General features: G+C 63.5%; 16 protein-coding genes. 3 read left to right on the forward strand and 13 right to left on the reverse strand.

Annotated features, from left to right (window positions below):
- Positions 1 to 12 precede the first annotated feature (12 nt).
- The gene (locus BBG20_RS22610; protein WP_065907350.1) at positions 13 to 375 is read right to left on the reverse strand and encodes a type 1 fimbrial protein; all 363 of its coding nucleotides are present in this window, start codon (positions 373 to 375) and stop codon (positions 13 to 15) included.
- Positions 376 to 461: 86 nt separating this feature from the next.
- Complete coding sequence (locus BBG20_RS22615; protein ID WP_065907352.1) at positions 462 to 1,460, reverse strand: bile acid:sodium symporter family protein; 999 nt, start codon at positions 1,458 to 1,460, stop codon at positions 462 to 464.
- A gap of 85 nt (positions 1,461 to 1,545) precedes the next feature.
- On the opposite strand from BBG20_RS22615, the gene BBG20_RS22620 reads away from it, so the two are divergent.
- On the forward strand, positions 1,546 to 2,334 hold the full coding sequence (locus tag BBG20_RS22620; protein WP_065907354.1) for an AraC family transcriptional regulator: 789 nt from the start codon (positions 1,546 to 1,548) through the stop codon (positions 2,332 to 2,334).
- A gap of 781 nt (positions 2,335 to 3,115) precedes the next feature.
- Here BBG20_RS22620 and BBG20_RS22625 read toward each other — a convergent pair.
- The 7 genes from BBG20_RS22625 to BBG20_RS22655 form a co-directional block, all read right to left on the reverse strand.
- Positions 3,116 to 4,351, reverse strand: coding sequence for a Zn-dependent hydrolase (locus BBG20_RS22625; RefSeq protein ID WP_065907356.1), 1,236 nt, complete (start codon positions 4,349 to 4,351; stop codon positions 3,116 to 3,118).
- Positions 4,344 to 4,826 (reverse strand): L-2-amino-thiazoline-4-carboxylic acid hydrolase, encoded by a 483-nt coding sequence (locus tag BBG20_RS22630; RefSeq protein ID WP_065907357.1) that lies wholly within the window; start codon positions 4,824 to 4,826, stop codon positions 4,344 to 4,346. Before BBG20_RS22630 ends, BBG20_RS22625 begins: the two co-directional genes overlap by 8 nt.
- A 222-nt stretch (positions 4,827 to 5,048) precedes the next feature.
- Positions 5,049 to 6,188, reverse strand: coding sequence for a branched-chain amino acid ABC transporter substrate-binding protein (locus BBG20_RS22635; protein WP_065907358.1), 1,140 nt, complete (start codon positions 6,186 to 6,188; stop codon positions 5,049 to 5,051).
- 68 nt (positions 6,189 to 6,256) lie between these two features.
- On the reverse strand, positions 6,257 to 6,973 hold the full coding sequence (locus tag BBG20_RS22640) for an ABC transporter ATP-binding protein (RefSeq protein ID WP_065907359.1): 717 nt from the start codon (positions 6,971 to 6,973) through the stop codon (positions 6,257 to 6,259).
- Positions 6,966 to 7,739, reverse strand: coding sequence for an ABC transporter ATP-binding protein (locus BBG20_RS22645; protein ID WP_065907360.1), 774 nt, complete (start codon positions 7,737 to 7,739; stop codon positions 6,966 to 6,968). The genes BBG20_RS22640 and BBG20_RS22645 overlap by 8 nt, the downstream gene beginning before the upstream one ends.
- Positions 7,736 to 8,821, reverse strand: coding sequence for an ABC transporter permease subunit (locus tag BBG20_RS22650; RefSeq protein WP_065907362.1), 1,086 nt, complete (start codon positions 8,819 to 8,821; stop codon positions 7,736 to 7,738). Before BBG20_RS22650 ends, BBG20_RS22645 begins: the two co-directional genes overlap by 4 nt.
- Positions 8,818 to 9,765, reverse strand: coding sequence for a branched-chain amino acid ABC transporter permease (locus BBG20_RS22655; protein ID WP_065907364.1), 948 nt, complete (start codon positions 9,763 to 9,765; stop codon positions 8,818 to 8,820). The genes BBG20_RS22650 and BBG20_RS22655 overlap by 4 nt, the downstream gene beginning before the upstream one ends.
- A 172-nt stretch (positions 9,766 to 9,937) precedes the next feature.
- Between BBG20_RS22655 and BBG20_RS22660 the strand changes: the two genes are divergently transcribed.
- Positions 9,938 to 10,834 (forward strand): LysR substrate-binding domain-containing protein, encoded by an 897-nt coding sequence (locus BBG20_RS22660; RefSeq protein ID WP_065907366.1) that lies wholly within the window; start codon positions 9,938 to 9,940, stop codon positions 10,832 to 10,834.
- Between the two features lie 913 nt (positions 10,835 to 11,747).
- On the opposite strand, the gene BBG20_RS22665 is transcribed toward BBG20_RS22660, so the two are convergent.
- Positions 11,748 to 12,761, reverse strand: coding sequence for an ABC transporter substrate-binding protein (locus BBG20_RS22665; RefSeq protein WP_065907368.1), 1,014 nt, complete (start codon positions 12,759 to 12,761; stop codon positions 11,748 to 11,750).
- A gap of 164 nt (positions 12,762 to 12,925) precedes the next feature.
- On the opposite strand from BBG20_RS22665, the gene BBG20_RS22670 reads away from it, so the two are divergent.
- Complete coding sequence (locus BBG20_RS22670; RefSeq protein ID WP_065907371.1) at positions 12,926 to 13,357, forward strand: hypothetical protein; 432 nt, start codon at positions 12,926 to 12,928, stop codon at positions 13,355 to 13,357.
- A gap of 47 nt (positions 13,358 to 13,404) precedes the next feature.
- On the opposite strand, the gene BBG20_RS22675 is transcribed toward BBG20_RS22670, so the two are convergent.
- The 3 genes from BBG20_RS22675 to BBG20_RS22685 form a co-directional block, all read right to left on the reverse strand.
- Complete coding sequence (locus BBG20_RS22675) at positions 13,405 to 14,649, reverse strand: zinc-dependent alcohol dehydrogenase (protein WP_065907374.1); 1,245 nt, start codon at positions 14,647 to 14,649, stop codon at positions 13,405 to 13,407.
- A gap of 90 nt (positions 14,650 to 14,739) precedes the next feature.
- Positions 14,740 to 15,684 carry a methyltransferase gene (locus BBG20_RS22680; RefSeq protein WP_065907377.1) on the reverse strand — a complete coding sequence of 315 codons (945 nt, stop codon included), beginning with the start codon at positions 15,682 to 15,684 and terminating at the stop codon, positions 14,740 to 14,742.
- Between the two features lie 11 nt (positions 15,685 to 15,695).
- Positions 15,696 to 17,069 carry an iron-containing redox enzyme family protein gene (locus tag BBG20_RS22685; protein ID WP_065907380.1) on the reverse strand — a complete coding sequence of 458 codons (1,374 nt, stop codon included), beginning with the start codon at positions 17,067 to 17,069 and terminating at the stop codon, positions 15,696 to 15,698.
- Positions 17,070 to 17,189 lie beyond the last annotated feature (120 nt).

Consider the following 17,189-nt stretch of genomic DNA (forward strand, 5'->3'; position numbering starts at 1 on the left):
CCCTCAGCGGGGTCACGGTAAGGTCATGGTCACCACGTAGTTCCCCGACCGAATCGGCTTGCCGGCGCCATCGACGAGCACATAGCGCTGGCCGTAATACCGCCCGTTGCCACTGTCCGCGACCAGCAGCACGTGGGCCGCGTCGACACTGGCCACCGGCGCCACACCGCGTACATCGAAGTGGCTGCCGCGGCTGGCGACGGCACACTCGTGCAATTCCATCACCGCGCCACTGTGCGTATTTGTCGCACACCCGCCTTCGACGATACTGCCGTGGAACTCAATGCTGCCCTGCCCCACGATCTGCGCGGCGCCGCACGTACTCGCCCAGACACCCAGGAGGCCTGCCATTACCGAAAGACGCTTGACGCTCATGTCGACACTCCTTATTGGGCTCTTACCCACTAAGTCGTCTGCCCGGGCGTTAACTTGAGGCGCCGCGTCCAAAGGTTTGCGCTAGATCAAGGATCCACCTGCCCCATCATCTCGGGAATGCTTTCCGGGCGCTTGGCATAGCGCTGGGCCAGCGCCGCGCAGACCATCAACTGGATCTGGTGAAACAGCATCAGCGGCAGGATCAGCACCCCCATGGTCGCCCCGGCGAACAACACCTGGGCCATCGGTACGCCGGTCGCCAGGCTCTTCTTCGAGCCACAGAACAGGATGGTGATGCGGTCTTCCTGGTTGAAACCAAAGGCCTTGCCCAACAGCGTCGACGCCACCAGCACCAGGCCGAGCAACACGCAGCAGGCGACAACCAGGCCGCCCAGTTCCCACAGCGGGATCTGGTGCCAGATGCCTTCGTTGACCGCTTCGCTGAACGCGCCGTACACCACCAGCAGGATCGAGCCCTGGTCGACGAACTTCAGCCAGGATTTATTGCGGCCCACCCACGCGCCGATCCAGCGGCGGGCGATCTGCCCGGCGACAAACGGCAGCAGCAATTGCACGCTGATTTTGAGGATCGCATCGACCGTGGAGCCGCCGTCGCCGTGCACGTTGAGCAGCAAGGTCACCAGCAACGGCGTGAGGAAGATGCCGAACAGGCTGGAGGCCGCCGCGCTGCAGATCGCCGCAGGGATATTGCCGCGCGCCAGCGAGGTGAAGGCAATCGCCGATTGCACCGTGGCCGGCAAGGCGCAAAGGTAGAGCATGCCCATGTACAGGTCTTTGCCGATCAGCGGCGAGAGCAGCGGCTTGAGCGCCAGGCCCAGCAGCGGAAACAGTACGAAGGTCAGGCTGAACACCAGCAAGTGCAGGCGCCAGTGCCCCGCACCGGCCACGATGGCCTGGCGCGACAGCTTGGCGCCATGCAGGAAGAACAGCAGCGCGATGGCCAGGTTGGTGACCCAGCCGAAGGCCACGGCAGTCTGGCCGCTGGCGGGCAGCAGGGAGGCGAGGATCACCGTGGCGATCAGCGTCAGGGTGAAGTTGTCGGGCAGAAAACGGGGGCGAGTCATAAGCGGATCTTCCGGGGGTTGCCAAGAGCGTCATCGCGACTCTAACGTAACGGCCTGTTACCGACTAACGCCAATGAGCCAGTAAATGCCGCCTAAAGGACATGCCAACACCGTGCGCCGCAGCGTGCCCGGGCTTTCCAGCCTGCCACGGCCGGTGTATGGCCGTACCGAATCGCTGCCCAACCGCGCACTGACGCGTCGGCACAGCCACCCGTGGGTGCAATTGTCCTACGCGATCTCCGGGGTGCTGGAGATCCAGACCAGCGTCGGCCGCTTCGTCGCCCCGCCGCAACGCGCGGTGTGGATCCCGGCGGGCATGCCGCACCGGGTATTCAGCTCGCCGCACACGGAGATGCGCAGTTTGTACCTCGATTGCAGCGTCACCACCTGGGCGGCGGAGCGTTGCCAGGTGCTGGAGGTGAGCAACCTGTTGCGCGAGTTAATCCGCAGCTTCAGTGAACTGCCAGTGGAGTACGCCGAGGATGGCCCGGACGGTCGGCTGGCCCAGGTGGTGCTCGACCAACTGGCGGCAGCGCCGCAGGTCGACCTGATGCTGCCATTGCCCCACGACCCACGCCTGCGCCAGATCTACCGCAGCCTCAACCTGCACCCGGAACAGCAGACTACCCTGGGGCAGTGGAGCCAGAAGCTGGGCGTCAGCGAGAAAACCCTCAGCCGTTTGTTCTTGAGGGACACCGGCCTGACGTTCCGGGCCTGGCGCCAGCGCCTGAGGCTATTGACCGCCCTGCCCGCCCTTGAGCAAGGCGAGCGGGTGACGGATGTGGCGCTGGGCTGTGGCTACGAATCCACCTCGGCATTCATCAATGCGTTTCGACAGCAGTTTGACGCGACGCCCGGTGAGTTCTTTCGCTGACCATGAGGTGAAGGAGATCCAAATGTGGGAGCGGGCTTGCCCGCGAAAGCGGTGTGTCAGTCGACCTCTGCAGTGGCTGATCCAGCGTATTCGCGGGCAAGCCCGCTCCCACATTTTGACATTGCCTGTGTCTGCCAGGCATACGAGTCCACCTCGGCATTCATCAATGCGTTTCGACAACAGTTTGATGCGACGCCCGGTGAGTTCTTTCGCTGACCATGAGGTGAAGGAGATCCAAAAGTGGGAGCGGGCTTGCTCGCGAAAGCGGTGTGTCAGTCGACCTCTGCAGTGGCTGATCCAGCGTATTCGCGAGCAAGCCCGCTCCCACATTTTGACATTGCATGTATCTGCCAGGCATACGAGCCCACCTCGGCATTCATCAATGCATTTCGACAGCAGTTTGATGCGACGCCCGGTGAGTTCTTTCGCTGACTATAAGGTGAAGGAGATCCAAAAGTGGGAGCGGGCTTGCCCGCGAAAGCGGTGTGTCAGTCGACCTCTGCAGTGGCTGATCCAGCGTATTCGCGGGCAAGCCCGCTCCCACATTTTGACATTGCCTGTGTCTGCCAGGCATACGAGTCCACCTCGGCATTCATCAATGCGTTTCGCCAGCAGTTTGATGCGACGCCCGGCGAGTTCTTTCGCTGACTATAAGGTGAAGGAGATCCAAGTGTGGGAGCGGGCTTGCCCGCGAAAGCGGTGTGTCAGTCGACCTCTGCAGTGGCTGATCCAGCGTATTCGCGAGCAAGCCCGCTCCCACATTTTGAATTGCATGTGTCTGCTAGGCAGACGCCTTGGCCAGGATCGCCTGGAGCAACACGTCCGCCCCCGCCGTCGACCATTCGGGGGAAATTTCTTCCGCCTCGTTGTGGCTGAGCCCGTCCACGCAGGGCACGAAGATCATCGCGGTCGGCGCTACCTGGTTCAGGTAGCAGGCGTCATGCCCGGCGCCGGAGATCATCGGCCGCTGGCTGTAGCCGAGCTTTTCCGCGCTGGCCCGGACCACCTCGACACAGTCAGCGTCGAAGGCAATCGGCGCGTACTGGAAAATCTGCTTCACGCTGTGCTGCAAGCCAATCCCTGCGGCGATGCGTGCCACGGCGTCGCGCAATTGCTGATCCTGGCGTGCCAGCACCGCTTCGTCCGGGTGGCGAAACTCCACGCTGAAAAACACCCGCCCCGGCACTACGTTGCGCGAGTTGGGGAAGATGTTCGCCATGCCCACCGTCGCCCGTCCTTCGGCGCCCTGCTCCAGGCCCAGGCCATTGACGGCCTCGACCACCCGGGCGAAACCGAGCAGCGCATCCAGGCGATGGTCCATCGGCGTGGTGCCGGCGTGGGCGCTGCGCCCGCTCAATTCGACTTCGTACCAGCGCTGGCCCTGGGCGCCGGTGACGACACCGATGGTGATGCCTTGGGCTTCGAGAATCGGGCCTTGTTCGATATGCAGTTCGAACGCGGCATGCACGGCCTGACCGCCGACCGGATGGGGCCCGGCATAGCCGATCTGCTGCAAGGCCTCGCCAATGGTCACACCGGCCTTGTCCGCCCGGGACAGCCCGTATTCCAGGTCGAACACGCCAGCGTAGACCCCGGAAGAAATCATCGCCGGAGCAAAGCGCGAGCCTTCTTCGTTGGTCCAGTTGACCACCTCGATGGGGCGCTCGGTTTCGATGCCCAGGTCATTCAGGGTCCGCAGCACTTCCACACCGGCGAGCACGCCATAGATGCCGTCGTACTTGCCGCCAAAGGGTTGCGAGTCGCCATGCGAGCCGGTCAGCACCGGCGCCAGGTCATCATGTTTGCCGGCGCGGCGCGCAAAGATATTGCCCATGGCGTCGACCCGCACCGTGCAGCCGGCGGCTTCGCACCACTGCACGAAGAGGTCGCGGCCACGACGGTCTTCGTCGGTCAGCGCCAGGCGCGAGACGCCGCCCTTTTCGGTGGCGCCGATCTGCGCCATTTCCATCAGCGATGCCCACAGGCGTTCGCCATTGACCCGCGCCAGGTTACTCATGGGGTTTGGCCCGATAGCGGAAATCACAGTGGTGCGCGCCGCCCATGATGGTCTGGGTGCGGGTCAGTTCGATGTCCGGGTTGTAGCCGACGATAAACAACTCGTCGCGGTTGCACGACAACAAGTGGCCGATCTCGCCCAGGCCCATCTCGTGGTACATCTCGGCGTAGCGGCAGCGCTTGACGTCGTAGTCATAGTGCTCGGCATCGCTGGCGATGATCTCGACCTTGAGTGCGTCGTCCTTTTCCCACAGCACTTGCAGTTCGACAAAACTCTTGAGGTCGGCGCCCTGCTCTTCCAGCGCGGCAAAATGCTTGCCGGCCTGAATCGCCGCGTTGCCAACGGCCTCGCCGATCACGGCGGCGGCAAAGGTCTTGCCCTGCTCGCGCACCAGGATCTCGTAGATCGGCTTGATGATTTCGGCTTCGATCCGCCGCCGGGCAAGAATGCCCAGTTCACCTTCCAGATTGCTCATTGTGTGCCTCCGTCAGCTCCACAAAACCTATTGATTGCCCCCACACTGAGAGGCTTTTCCGTGGCGAGCGGGCTTGCCCCGCGTTGGGCTGCAAAGCAGCCCCAATAAGCACGCCGCGCTGTCTCAGATACGCCTCGGCAGCTGATTTGGCGGCGGCTTCGCCACCCAACGCGGGACAAGCCCACTCACCACACCAGCAGTTCGCCGGCCAGACGTCGGCGGTTATTGACCGCCTGCCACACTTACCGGCTGCCATTGATTGGCCTTGACCTGGTAAACGGTGAACGACGGTTTCTTCAAGTTACCCTCGGCATCGAAGGCAATAGTGCCGGTCACGCCCGGGTAACTGATGGCGCGCAGCACCGGCAGGTACTTCTGCGGATCCACCGAATCGGCCTTTTCAATCGCCGCCACCAGCACGCCGACGCCGTCGTAGGCAAACGGCGCGTGCAGTTCGATATTGGTTTTGTAGCGTTCTTTATAGGCCTGTTCGAACGCCTTGCCACCCGGCATCTGTGCAACCGCCAGGCCCGGCTCCAGGGCTATGACGCCCTCGCCTTCGTTCTGCGCCAGTTGCAGGAAGGTCTGGCTGACAAACCCGCCGGCCCCCATCAACGGTGCCTTGATGCCTAACTGCTTGATGCGTCGGGCCAGCGGCGCGGCCTGGGCGTCAACGCCGCCGAAGAAGATCAGGTCGGGGTTCTGGCTGCGGATGTTGGTAAGCACCGCGCTGAAGTCGATGGTCTTGTCGTCGACATATTCACGGGCAACCACCTTGGCGCCCCCGGCCTGGATGGATTTGACGAACTGGTCCGCCAGGCCCTGGCCGAAGGCGGTGCGGTCGTCGATCACGGCAATGCGCTGCGCCTTGAGCGTGTTCAAGGCATAGGCGCCGGCCACCTGACCGCCATCGTCGTCATGGCCCATGATGCGGAAACTGGTGTCAAAACCCTGCTGCGTGTAGGCATGCCCCGTGGCCACCGGCGCGACCTGGGCGATGCCGGCGTCGTGGTACACCCGCGCCGCCGGAATGCTGGTGCCGGTATTCCAGTGACCGACCACGCCGACCACGCCCTCATCCACCAGGCGCTGGGCGACGGTCACGGCTGTGCGCGGGTCAGACTGGTCGTCTTCGGACACCAGCTTGAAAGTCACCGCTTCACCGTTGATCTTCGGGTGCTGGGCGTTGGCCCGGTCGATGGCCAGTTGCGCGCCATTTTCCAGGTCTTTGCCGATCCGCGCGGACGGGCCGGTCAGCGGGCCCGCCAAGCCAATCAACACGGTCTGGTCGGCCTGGGCCACGGCGCTTGCCAGGCTGCTCAGGGCCAGGCCTATCAATACGGTTTGCTTCAAAGTCTTCATCAGTCGTTCCTGTGTCTTTTCGGGCGGGTCGAAACACGCCGGGCGTCCGGTAGCGTCATGGTTGGGTTCTATTCACCGAGGTAGGCGCTGCGCACCTCGGGGTGTTCAAGCAATGCGGCGGACGGACCGACAAGGCTGATGCGCCCGGTGTCCATCACGTACGCGCGGTCGGTGACCTGCAGCGCCAGCCGAGCGTTCTGCTCCACCAGCAACAACGTCATGCCCTGGCGGCAGACGTCGTCGATCACCTGGAAGATCTTCTCGACCATGATCGGCGCCAGGCCCATGGACGGCTCATCGAGGATCAGCAGGCGCGGGCGCGACAGCAGCGCACGGGCCAGGGCGAGCATCTGTTGCTCACCGCCTGACAGCAGCCCGGCGGACTGTTGCAGGCGCTCTTCGAGGCGCGGGAAGTGTTCGAACAATTGGCGCATTTCACGCTGCACCTGCGCGTGGTCGCGGCGCACAAAAGCGCCGGCCTGCAGGTTTTCCAGCACACTCATCCGCGCAAAAATCCCGCGCCCTTCCGGCACCATGGCGATACCCTGGCGCAGCAGTTGGTCCGGTGCCTGGCCTCGAATCGAGCGCCCGGCAAACCGGATCGTGCCCTTGGCGGCCGGCAGCAGGCCGGTCAACGCCTTGAGGCTGGAGGTCTTGCCGGCGCCATTGGCACCGATCAGCGTCACGCGTTCGCCTTCGGCGATCTGCAGGTCCAGGGACTTGACCGCCTCGATCGCGCCGTAGCGCACCTGCAAACCGTCGACGTGCAACAGGGCTTCAGACATGTGCACTGGCTCCCAAATAGGCCTGGATCACCGCCGGGTGCTGACGCACCTCGGCCGGTGGCCCGACGGCAATAACCTGGCCGTAATCGAGCACACTGATGCGGTCGCACACGCCCATCACCAGCTTGACGTCGTGCTCGATCAACAACAGCGTGTGGCCGTCGTCGCGGATTTTTTCCAGCAGGCCGCGCAGTTGCACCTTCTCACTGGCGTTCATGCCCGCCGCCGGTTCGTCCAGCGCCAGCAGGCGCGGTTCGGTGGCCAGCGCGCGGGCGATTTCCAGGCGGCGCTGGTGGCCGTAGCTCAGGCTGTCGGCGCGGTAGTTGGCAAAGCCGGCCAGGCCCACATAGGCGAGCAAACGGTGGGCATGCGCGCGGGTTTGCGCCTCTTCATCACGGGCGCGGCGATGGCGGCTCAAGGCGGCCCACAGGCCGTTGCGGGTGCGCACATGGCGCCCGACCATGACGTTTTCCAGCGCGCTCATGGCATTGAACAGGCGGATATTCTGGAACGTGCGCGCGATGCCTGCTTCGGCCACCTGGTGCACGCTGGTCGGCCGGTACTCGCGCCCGTCCAGCTGGAAGCGCCCGGAATCCGGGGTGTAGAGGCCGGTCATGACATTGAAGAAGGTGGTCTTGCCGGCGCCATTGGGGCCGATCAGCCCGTAGATTTCGCCGGGCTGGATGCTCAGGCTCACGTCGGTCAGCGCCGCGACGCCGCCGAAGTGCTTGTTGACCTGGTCAATCTGCAACAACGGTGCGTTCATCGTGCCACTCCTTTGGGCCATAGCCCGGCAGGTCGATAGAGCATCGCCAGGATCAGCGCCAGGCCGTAGAACAACTGACGGATGATTTCCGGGTCGACCAGTACCTGGCCGAACAGCGCCTGCTGCAGCGGGCCCATGCTTGCGCGCAGGGCTTCGGGCAGCGCAGCCAGCAGCACGCAGCCGAGCATCACCCCGGGGATATGGCCCATGCCGCCGAGCACCACCATCGCCAGCACCGCGATGGACTCATTGAGGGTGAACGATTCCGGCGAGACAAAACCCTGGAACGCTGCGAACAGCGCGCCGCTCACGCCGCCGAACGCGGCGCCAATCGCGAACGCCAGCAGCTTGAGGCGCACGGTGTTCACGCCCATGGCCTGCGCCGCTTCTTCGTCTTCGCGGATCGCCACCCAGGCGCGGCCAATGCGCGAGCGCTCGAGGCGAATGCAGGCGAACAGGATCAGCACCACCAGCGCGGCAAACAGGTAGTAATAGAGGTACACCGACGGCAGGCGCAGGCCGAACAGCTCCTGGGTGCGCCCCAGGTTCACACCCAGCAGGCTGACCGGATCGACTTGCGAAATGCCTTTGGGGCCGTTGGTGATATTCACCGGACGATCGAGGTTGCGCAGCAGGATGCGGATGATCTCGCCAAAGCCGAGGGTGACGATGGCCAGGTAGTCGCCACGCAGGCGCAAGGTCGGCGCCCCGAGCACCACCCCGCAGCCGGCGGCGAGCAAAGCGCCCAATGGCAGGATCAGCCAGATCGAGGTGTGCATCCCCGCCGGCAGCCACGCCACCAGCGCCGGGAACTGCTGCAACAGGTGCGGCGACGACAGCAGCGCGGCAAGGTAGGCGCCCACCGCGTAGAACGCGATAAAGCCCATGTCCAGCAGCCCGGCGTAGCCGACCACGATGTTCAGCCCGAGGGCGAGCATGATGTACAGCAAGGCAAAATCCAGGGTGCGTACCCAGGTGTTGCCGCCGGCATGCCCGACGATCCACGGCGCCAGCACCAGGGCCACGGCGAATAGTAGCAGGCCGAGGGTCGCGCGTTTGTTGGCGGTCAGAGAGTGGCTCATGCGCGCGTCGCCAAGCGTTCGCCGAGCAGCCCGGACGGCCGGAATACCAGCACCGCGATCAACACGATAAAGGCGAACACATCCTGGTAATTACTGCCGAACACGCCGTTGGTGGCGGCACCGAGATAGCCGGTGCCCAGGGCTTCGATCAGCCCCAGCAGCAGGCCACCGAGCATCGCGCCCTTGAGGTTGCCGATACCGCCCAGCACCGCTGCGGTAAAGGCCTTGATCCCCGGCAAGAAGCCCATGTAGAAATGCGCGCTGCCGTAGTTGCTGGCCATCATCACCCCGGCCAGCGCCGCCAGGGCACCGCCGATGGCGAAGGTGAGCACAATGATGCGGTTGGGGTTGATGCCCATCAGGCTGGCGACTTGCGGGTTCTCTGCCACGGCGCGCATCGCCCGGCCAAAGCGGGTGCGCTCGACCAGCACCAGCAGCGCGACCATCACCGACAACGCGATGGCGATGGTGGTCAGCGCGGTGGCGTTGGTGATCGCCGGGTGCGCCGAAGCGCCGGCCAACACTTCGATGGGCTCCAGCGGCAGCAGTTGCGGGAACATCTGCGGGTTGCGCGTCCACACCAGCATGGCGAGGGTCTGCAGCAGCAGCGACACGCCGATCCCACTGATCAGCGGCGCCAGGCGCGGGGCGTGGCGCAGGCGGCGATAGGCCACACGCTCGATCACCACGGCCAGCAGCGCACAGAACGCCATCGCGACCAGCGTGGCCAACAGCAACACCAGCACCGGCGGCAATGCCGGCCAGGTGGCTTGCAGCAGGCGGATCACCGACAGGCCCACCAGCGCGCCGATCATCAACACATCGCCATGGGCAAAGTTGATGATGCGCAAAATGCCGTAGACCATGGTGTAACCCAGGGCCACCAGCGCGTAGAGACTGCCCGTCATCAAGCCATTGAGCAGTTGTTGGATAAACCCATCCATCAGGACCCTGAACCTCAGTGCGTACAAGGGCGGCACACTAAGCATCTATTCTGTTTTTATCAAATATCAGAAAGTCATATGGTTATACCAAAGCGATAACAGGCTATTTACGCCATATATACGGCATTTATGGCTCTTTATTTGCGCAGAGTGTTGGTATTTAATTCAACACATGAATAAATTAGAACAGTTAGCCAATGACCCTCCCCTGCGCGCCGTGCGCACCTTCGAAGCGTTTGCGCGCCATGGCGGGGTGAATGCCGCCGCGCGCGAGCTGGACGTGTCCGCCTCGGCGATCAGCCATCAACTGCACTTGCTCGAAGATTTCCTGCAGCAGCCGCTGACCTTGCGCCAGGGCCGCAACCTGGTACTTACCGATGAAGGCCGCGAGTATTACCGTGCGATTCGCTCGGCGTTCGCGGTACTGCGCAGCGCCACCGAACACGTGCGCGAGAAAAGCGCCACGCGCCAGGTCACCATCAGTCTGATCCCGTTGTTTGGCATCAACCTGTTCATCCCGCGCCTGGCCGACTTCCTCAAGGATCACCCGGCGCTGGACATCAACGTGACCTACGCCAACCACCGCAGCTACCCCAGCGACGCGGCCGACCTGTCGATCCGCTTCGGCACCGGGCACTGGCCGGGCTATCACAGCGAGCCGTTGATTTGCGGCGCGGTCACACCCTATTGCAGTCGCGCATTCCTGGCACAACACGGCCCCATCGACACACCGCAGGCGCTGAGCCAACTGCCCCTGCTGCACGACGAAGAACGCGGCACCTGGGGCCAATGGTTCGAAGCCGCCGAAGTCGACGCCACGGCGCTCAATGGGTTGCTGTTGGAAGATGGCCAACTGGCGCTCACGGCCACCCTCACCGGCCTCGGCTGCGCCTTGCTGCGCGAGCCGCTGGTGACGCCACATGTGGCCAGTGGTGAGTTGGTGAAGCTGTTCGACCTGCAGGTCAACGACGGCCGCCAGTACTACCTGTGCCGACGGGCCAACAGCGAATTGTCGAGCGAGGGGAATGACTTGTATGACTGGATCAAGCGCAGCTTGATCGCGGTGTAGAGCGCGATTTGAACGATGGGAGCGGTGGAGTAATAGCGCGGCTGCGAGGGCGGTGGGGCTGACAGATCTTCTGTGCCTGACACACCGCCTTCGCGGCCTCGCTGGGGCTCGACGGCTCCCACAGGGGGGCGGCTGTGTGGCTGGGATTTGAGCAGGAGCCGGGTTTCGCTATGTGGTTGAAATTTCGGCTACAACACCGGTCAACTGTGGGAGATGTCGAGCTTTAGCGAGGCTGCGAAGGCGGCGGCACTGACAGTTCTTCTGTGCCTGATGCACCGCCTTCGCGGCCTCGCTGGGGCTCGACGGCTCCCACAGGGGGGGCAGTTGTGTGGCTGGGATTTGAGCAGGAGCCGGGTTTCGCTATGTGGCTGAGATTCCAGCTACAACACCGGTCAACTGTGGGAGATGTCGAGCTTTAGCGAGGCTGCGAAGGCGGCGGCACTGACAATCCTTCTGTGCCTGATACACCGCCTTCGCGGCCTCGCCGGGGCTCGACGGCTCCCACAGGGGGGAGCGGCTGTGTGGCTGGGATTTGAGCAGGAGCCGGGTTTGCTATGTGGTTGAAATTTCAGCTACAACACCGGTCAACTGTGGGAGATGTCGAGCTTTAGCGAGGCTGCGAAGGCGGCGGCACTCACTGCCCTTCTGTGCCTGATACACCGCCTTCGCGGCCTCGCTGGGGCTCGACGGCTCCCACAGGGGGGCGGCTGTGTGACTGGGATTTGAGCAGGAGCCGGTTTCGCTATGTGGTTGAAATTTCAGCTACCACTCCGCCCAACTGTGGGAGATGTCGAGCTTTAGCGAGGCTGCGAAGGCGGCGGCATTGGCAGTCCTGCTGTGCCTGACACACCGCCTTCGCGGCCTCGCTAAAGCTCCCACATTTGGCGGCGTTCGACATCAGGGTCTTGGCGGGTCAGCTGCCATTGCCGTCATGGGCCTCTTCGAAGAAGTAGTCCTTCCAGCTCGCCGCCTTGTTTTTCAGCACACCGAGTTCCTGCAATTTCTCGGCGTAGATATAGGTGCGCTGCGGCACGATGGTGAAATCGATTTCCGGGTCCTGGACGATTTTCTCGACCAGGTCCAGCGGCAACTTCGACTGCTCTACGCGGATATACGCCTTGGCAGCAGCCGGTTTGTCGGCCTTGATGATTTTCTCGGCCTCGGCCAGTGCGTCATAGAACGCCTTGTAGGTCTTGGGGTTTTCGTCGTGGAATTTCTGCGTGGTGTACAGCACGTTGAACGTGGCCTGGCCGCCGAGGATGTCGTAGGAACTGAGCACCTTGTGCACGTTGGGATTCAACAGCTCCTGGTACTGGAACGGCGGGCTGGAGAAGTGCGAGTTGATCTCCGAACCGCCGGCAATCAACGCCGCCGTGGCGTCGGGGTGAGCCAGGCTGATGGAGATGTCATCAAACTTCTTGTAGTTGGCATCGCCGAACTGCTTGGCGGTTTCGATCTGCAGGGTGCGTGACTGAAAGCCCACGCCGGCAGCGGGCACGGCGATGCGGTCTTTCTCGGTGAAGTCCTTGAGGGTCTTCACGTTGGGGTTGTTGGTCAGCAGGTAATTGGGCATCGAGCCGAGGGAGGCGATGGCCTTGACGTTCTGCTTGCCCTTGGTGCGGTCCCACAGCGTGAGCATCGGCGGCACACCGGCCGAGACCACATCCAGGGCGCCGGCCAGCAGCGATTCGTTCATGGCCGTGGCACCGGATATGCTGTTCCATTCCACCTTGATATCCAGGCCCTGCTCCTTGCCGTGTTTTTCGATCAGGCGCTGATCGCGCACCACGTCGAGGATCAGGTAGCCGATGCCGAATTGCTGGGCGATGCTGATGGTGCCTTCGGCCTGCGCACCGGGGCTGAGCAAGGCCGAGGCAGCGACAAGGGATGCCGCCAGGAGGGTCAGGGAGGAACGCTTGAAAGTCATGGGGGTCTGCCGCGTTTTCGGGAAGGTGCTGGAGCGTAGCGGCGGTTTTTAAGACAGCAAAAGAATATTGGGGTCTATTGTTATGCAAATAATCCCCAAACTGGCGTGCGGCTGGTATTGTGCCGCGCTTTGTAAAACTGCCGCAGACTGCGAGGAAATGGACGTTGAACACTGACGAAAAAATGACCGGGGACCTGTTCGAGGTGGATAAGCGCCTGTCACTCAAACCCGTGGTGGACTTCAACGCCTACCTGCGCAGCGCGTTCGGCGACGGCACCTGCACCTGCGTGCGCTGCACGGCCAGTGGCGGTGACGAGACGGGCTATGAGTTCCAGCACTCGTTCGCTTTCGACGGTAAACCGAGCCACCGGCGCTTCGCTTCGACGGCCGGCAGTGATGTGTTGCAGATGCTCAAGAAAGCCTGGCTGTCGTACACCAAGGCCGAGCTGCCGCTCAGTGGTGCGCTGGCGCTGGACACGGTAAAGGAATTCGTCGAACCGCAGTTGCACAAGCGCCTGGCACCGCTGTTCCTGGCCAGCGGCTTGGTCAAGGATGTCGACGGCGAGTTGCGCCTGCAGCCACAAGCTGCTGCCTGATCAACTCCATTGCAGGAGCCGGCTTACCGGCTCCTGCAAGGGATCGCCTAGAACCCGGGAACGCCCTGCACGCGAATCTCCGGCGTCAGTTCTTCCAGCGGCTCGACCAGTGGCCGCTCGTCGATCCCCGGCAGCAGGATCACCTTGCGGCAATCCTCCTCGGCCTTGTCGAATAGCTCATAACCGCGCGCCGCCTGCTCCAGCGACAGGCGATGGGTGACGATCGCCTCCGGGTTCAAGTGCCCCAGTTCGATGTGCCCCAGCAGCTCCGGCAGGAACCGCTGCACATGCGTCTGGCCCATCTTGAAAGTCAGGCCCTTGTCGAACGCGTCGCCGAACATGAAGCCATGGATAAACCCGGCATACACCCCGGCGACGCTGACCGTGCCACCCCGGCGCACGGCGGCGATGCACTGGCGCAGGGCCTTGCCGCTGCTGCCTTCGAGCTTGAGGGTGGTGAGGATGGTTTCGGTGGTGCTGCCCTTGGCCTCGAAGCCGACCGCATCGACCACGCCATCGACGCCGCGCATACCGGCAGTCTGGCGGATGATGGTGTCGGCAGGGTCATCGTCTTCCTCGAAGTTGATCGGGATCACGCCATACGTTTTCTGTGCATAGGCCAGGCGATACGGGTGATCGTCGACCATGAAGATCTGCGCGGCCCCAAGCATCTGTGCGCACGCGGCGCTGAGCAGTCCCACCGGGCCGGCGCCATAGATCGCCACGCTCGAGCCCTCGCCGATGCCGGCATTGGTCACCGCCTGCCAGGCGGTGGGCAGGATGTCGGAAAGGAACAACACCTTCTCATCCGCAAGGGTGCCAGGCACCTTGAACGGCCCGGTATTGGCCTTGGGCACCCGCACCAGCTCGGCCTGGCCACCGGGAATGCCGCCGTACAAACGGCTATAGCCAAACAGCGCCGCTCCCGGCGGGATCGCCTTTTTATTCAAGATCGCGCCGCGCCCGTCGTTAGTGGTTTCGCAGGCGGCGAACTGCTGGAGCTGGCAGAAGAAGCAGTCACCACAGGCAATCACGAACGGGATCACCACACGGTCGCCGCGCTGCACGGCCGTCACCGCCGGCCCGGTTTCCTCGACGATGCCCATGAACTCGTGCCCGAAGATATCCCCGTGCTCCACCGTGGGGATCTTGCCCCGGTACAGGTGCAGGTCCGAACCACAGATGGCCGTGGCAGTGACGCGCAAAATGATGTCGTCCGGCTGCTCAATGATCGGATCGGGAACCGTGTCCACCTGCACCTTATGGGCGCCCTGGAAAGTCATCGCTCGCATGCTCTGCACTCCTGCCGTTAAAGGGGTTATAGGTAAGGGCGGTTGAGCCGGCGAGCGTTCCTTCAGCGTGCGTCCACACCTGATGAGTGGTCAGCGCAAACGGGTGACGGTGAGCGCGACCACGGCAATTCGCTCCACGCGCTCATACCCGGGTTTGCCCAGCTCTTCGCCGAACACATCAGGATCGAGTTCGCGGTAGGTCCAACCGAAAGCGTCGCTGGCAAGCAGCGGCTTGACCGCCGCCAGAAACGGGTCTTCGCCGGCGACGATCGCCACGCCGGTGTAGAGCACCAGGCTGCCGCCAAGGGCCAGGCGCCCGAGTGATTCGCTGGCGATACGCACCGACAGTTGCTCACCCAGCGCGCCGCCGCCATGCCGATAGGCGCGCTGACGGTCGTCGTTCATATAGGGTGGATTGGCGACGATCAGGTCGAATTCGCCCTCGACACTGCCCAGCACATCGCTGTGGTAGGCACTGACGTTGGCCAGTCCCGCCAGCTCCGCGTTCACCGCCGTGAGGCGCAAGGCACGCGGGTTGATGTCCACTGCCAGCACCTCGGCGTCGGGCCGCGCGCGGGCGACCACCAGCGCGCCAACACCGGCGCCGCAGCCGATGTCCACGGCGCGGGTGATCGGCTCGCCGCGCTGCTGCAGATGGGCTTCGAGCAGGTGCGCGAAGCGGTAGCTGTCCGGTCCGAAAAACACCGCATCCGACTGTGTGGTGGGGTACGCCGAGTGGGCCAGCAGCAGATCATCCAGGCTCGACCAACGCACCGCGCTGCGCCACAGCGCGTCGTGCTTCTCGATCACATCGGCCTGCTGCAACTCTTCCCGGAATGCTTCGGGCAACAGTTGATTGTCAAACGGCATCGACCAGCCAAAGACATCACGCAGGTCGACCGCCAGTGGCGTGGGCAAGCGTTGATAGACCCGCTCATGGGTCAACGGCGTCGGCGTGATGAACCGGTAGCCGTGCTCCTTCAACCCCCGGCCCAGGTTGAGCAAGGCGCGGTCGGCGAGTTGTTGTGCAGACATGGGCAAGGACCTCAGCGCAGGCGCGCGCGCAATTGGATAAAACGTCGGGTGGCGTACAGACCGGCAGGCGTGCAATGGCGCCGCGCCGACAGCCAGGGAATCAATGCCTGGAGCTGCTGCTCGTCGGACAGGTTCCACAGCGAATCCACCAGCGCCTGGGTGTCCGGATCCGCCGGGCGGTGCTGCTCGCGCGAGAAGCGGCTACCGCGCCCTGGCCGTACCGGCGGCACGCGTTGGCTGCTGACCCACTCACCGGCGATCCAGTCATGCAGCAGCTGTTTTTCGTAGCCGCTGAACACGCCGAACATCGCCGCGCCGGCGCCTTCGATCAATTGCCAGAAACGACTGTCGGCCGGGTCCTGGTTGCGCTTGATCCAGCCCTTGTCTTCCAGGGCCTGGAGAAAGGCGCCGATCTGCCCCGGCTGGGCCAGCCACTGATTGACGGTCTGGCCCTCGAAGCGGCAGTAGTCCGAATGCATGTGCTGGCCGAACGTGCGCTTGCGTTCGAGCATCGCCACCACTTCGTCCTGCAGCTTGAACCGGCTGATCACCGCGGTGGTGCCCAGGCCGAGGTCGTTGAGCCGGTACCCGTCGGCCACCCGGCGATAGAAGTCCGCCCTGCCCTCGCCCAGCGGCAATAAATTCAGCACCGACTGCGCGGCCTTGCACGCGTGGCCGCTGCTGGCGTTGTCGATGGTCACGTGCAGGGTGAAGTAGTACGGGTCGATGCCCAGCTCGCTCAGCTCGTACGCGGTGATCAACAGGTGCAAGGGCAACTGCTCATAGCCCAGGTTGTAGCCGATGATCTCTGGCAGGAATTCCTCGGCACACAGCCCCAGCGCCAGTTGCAGCGCGCCTTGCAGGTAATGGCTGTCTTCCAGGCCGGCGTCGCTGTCGGCATCGTGTTCGCTGAGCAATTTGCGGTAGATCAGCACATGATTCTGCGCCGCCTCACCGTCGCCCAACTCTTCAAGGTAGGTGGTGAGCAGGCCGTCGAAACGCGGGTCCTGCCAATAGCGCAGCAGGCCGTTGAGCCAGGCGCCGTCGACGTGTTTGGTCGGCGCCACGCGCTGCAGGAAGTACAGCGCATGGGCCTTGTTCTGGAAATAGCGGCGTGACTGGCCTTGCTGGCGTTGCTCCAGGTAATCGGCATAGGCCTGGGCCACCTCGGCGCAGCGCTGCTCGACCCACGCGGGCAATTGCTCGGGCGCCTCGGGCAACTCGCCGGGCACGTCGCGCAACTGTGCCAACTGCGTGCGAATAAATGCCCGCGCGACCTCTTCTGCACCCGCAGTTTCGCCATGCAGCTGTTGATACACCCGCTGGCACTGGCCCGGCTGGGTAAGGGAGGCCGGTTGGCCCGACAGCGCTGTAAAAAGCGTCATGATGGCAGTGTCCGCAAAGTCCGATGCAACAGGCCTCCCAACAAGGAAGCCCCACAAGAGCGCTGAAAACCACACGCTTCTAACAGTGCAGAGCATCAGGGTGTGCGGAAAATTCAATCG

Source organism: Pseudomonas aylmerensis (assembly GCF_001702265.1).
Lineage (GTDB): Bacteria > Pseudomonadota > Gammaproteobacteria > Pseudomonadales > Pseudomonadaceae > Aquipseudomonas > Aquipseudomonas aylmerensis.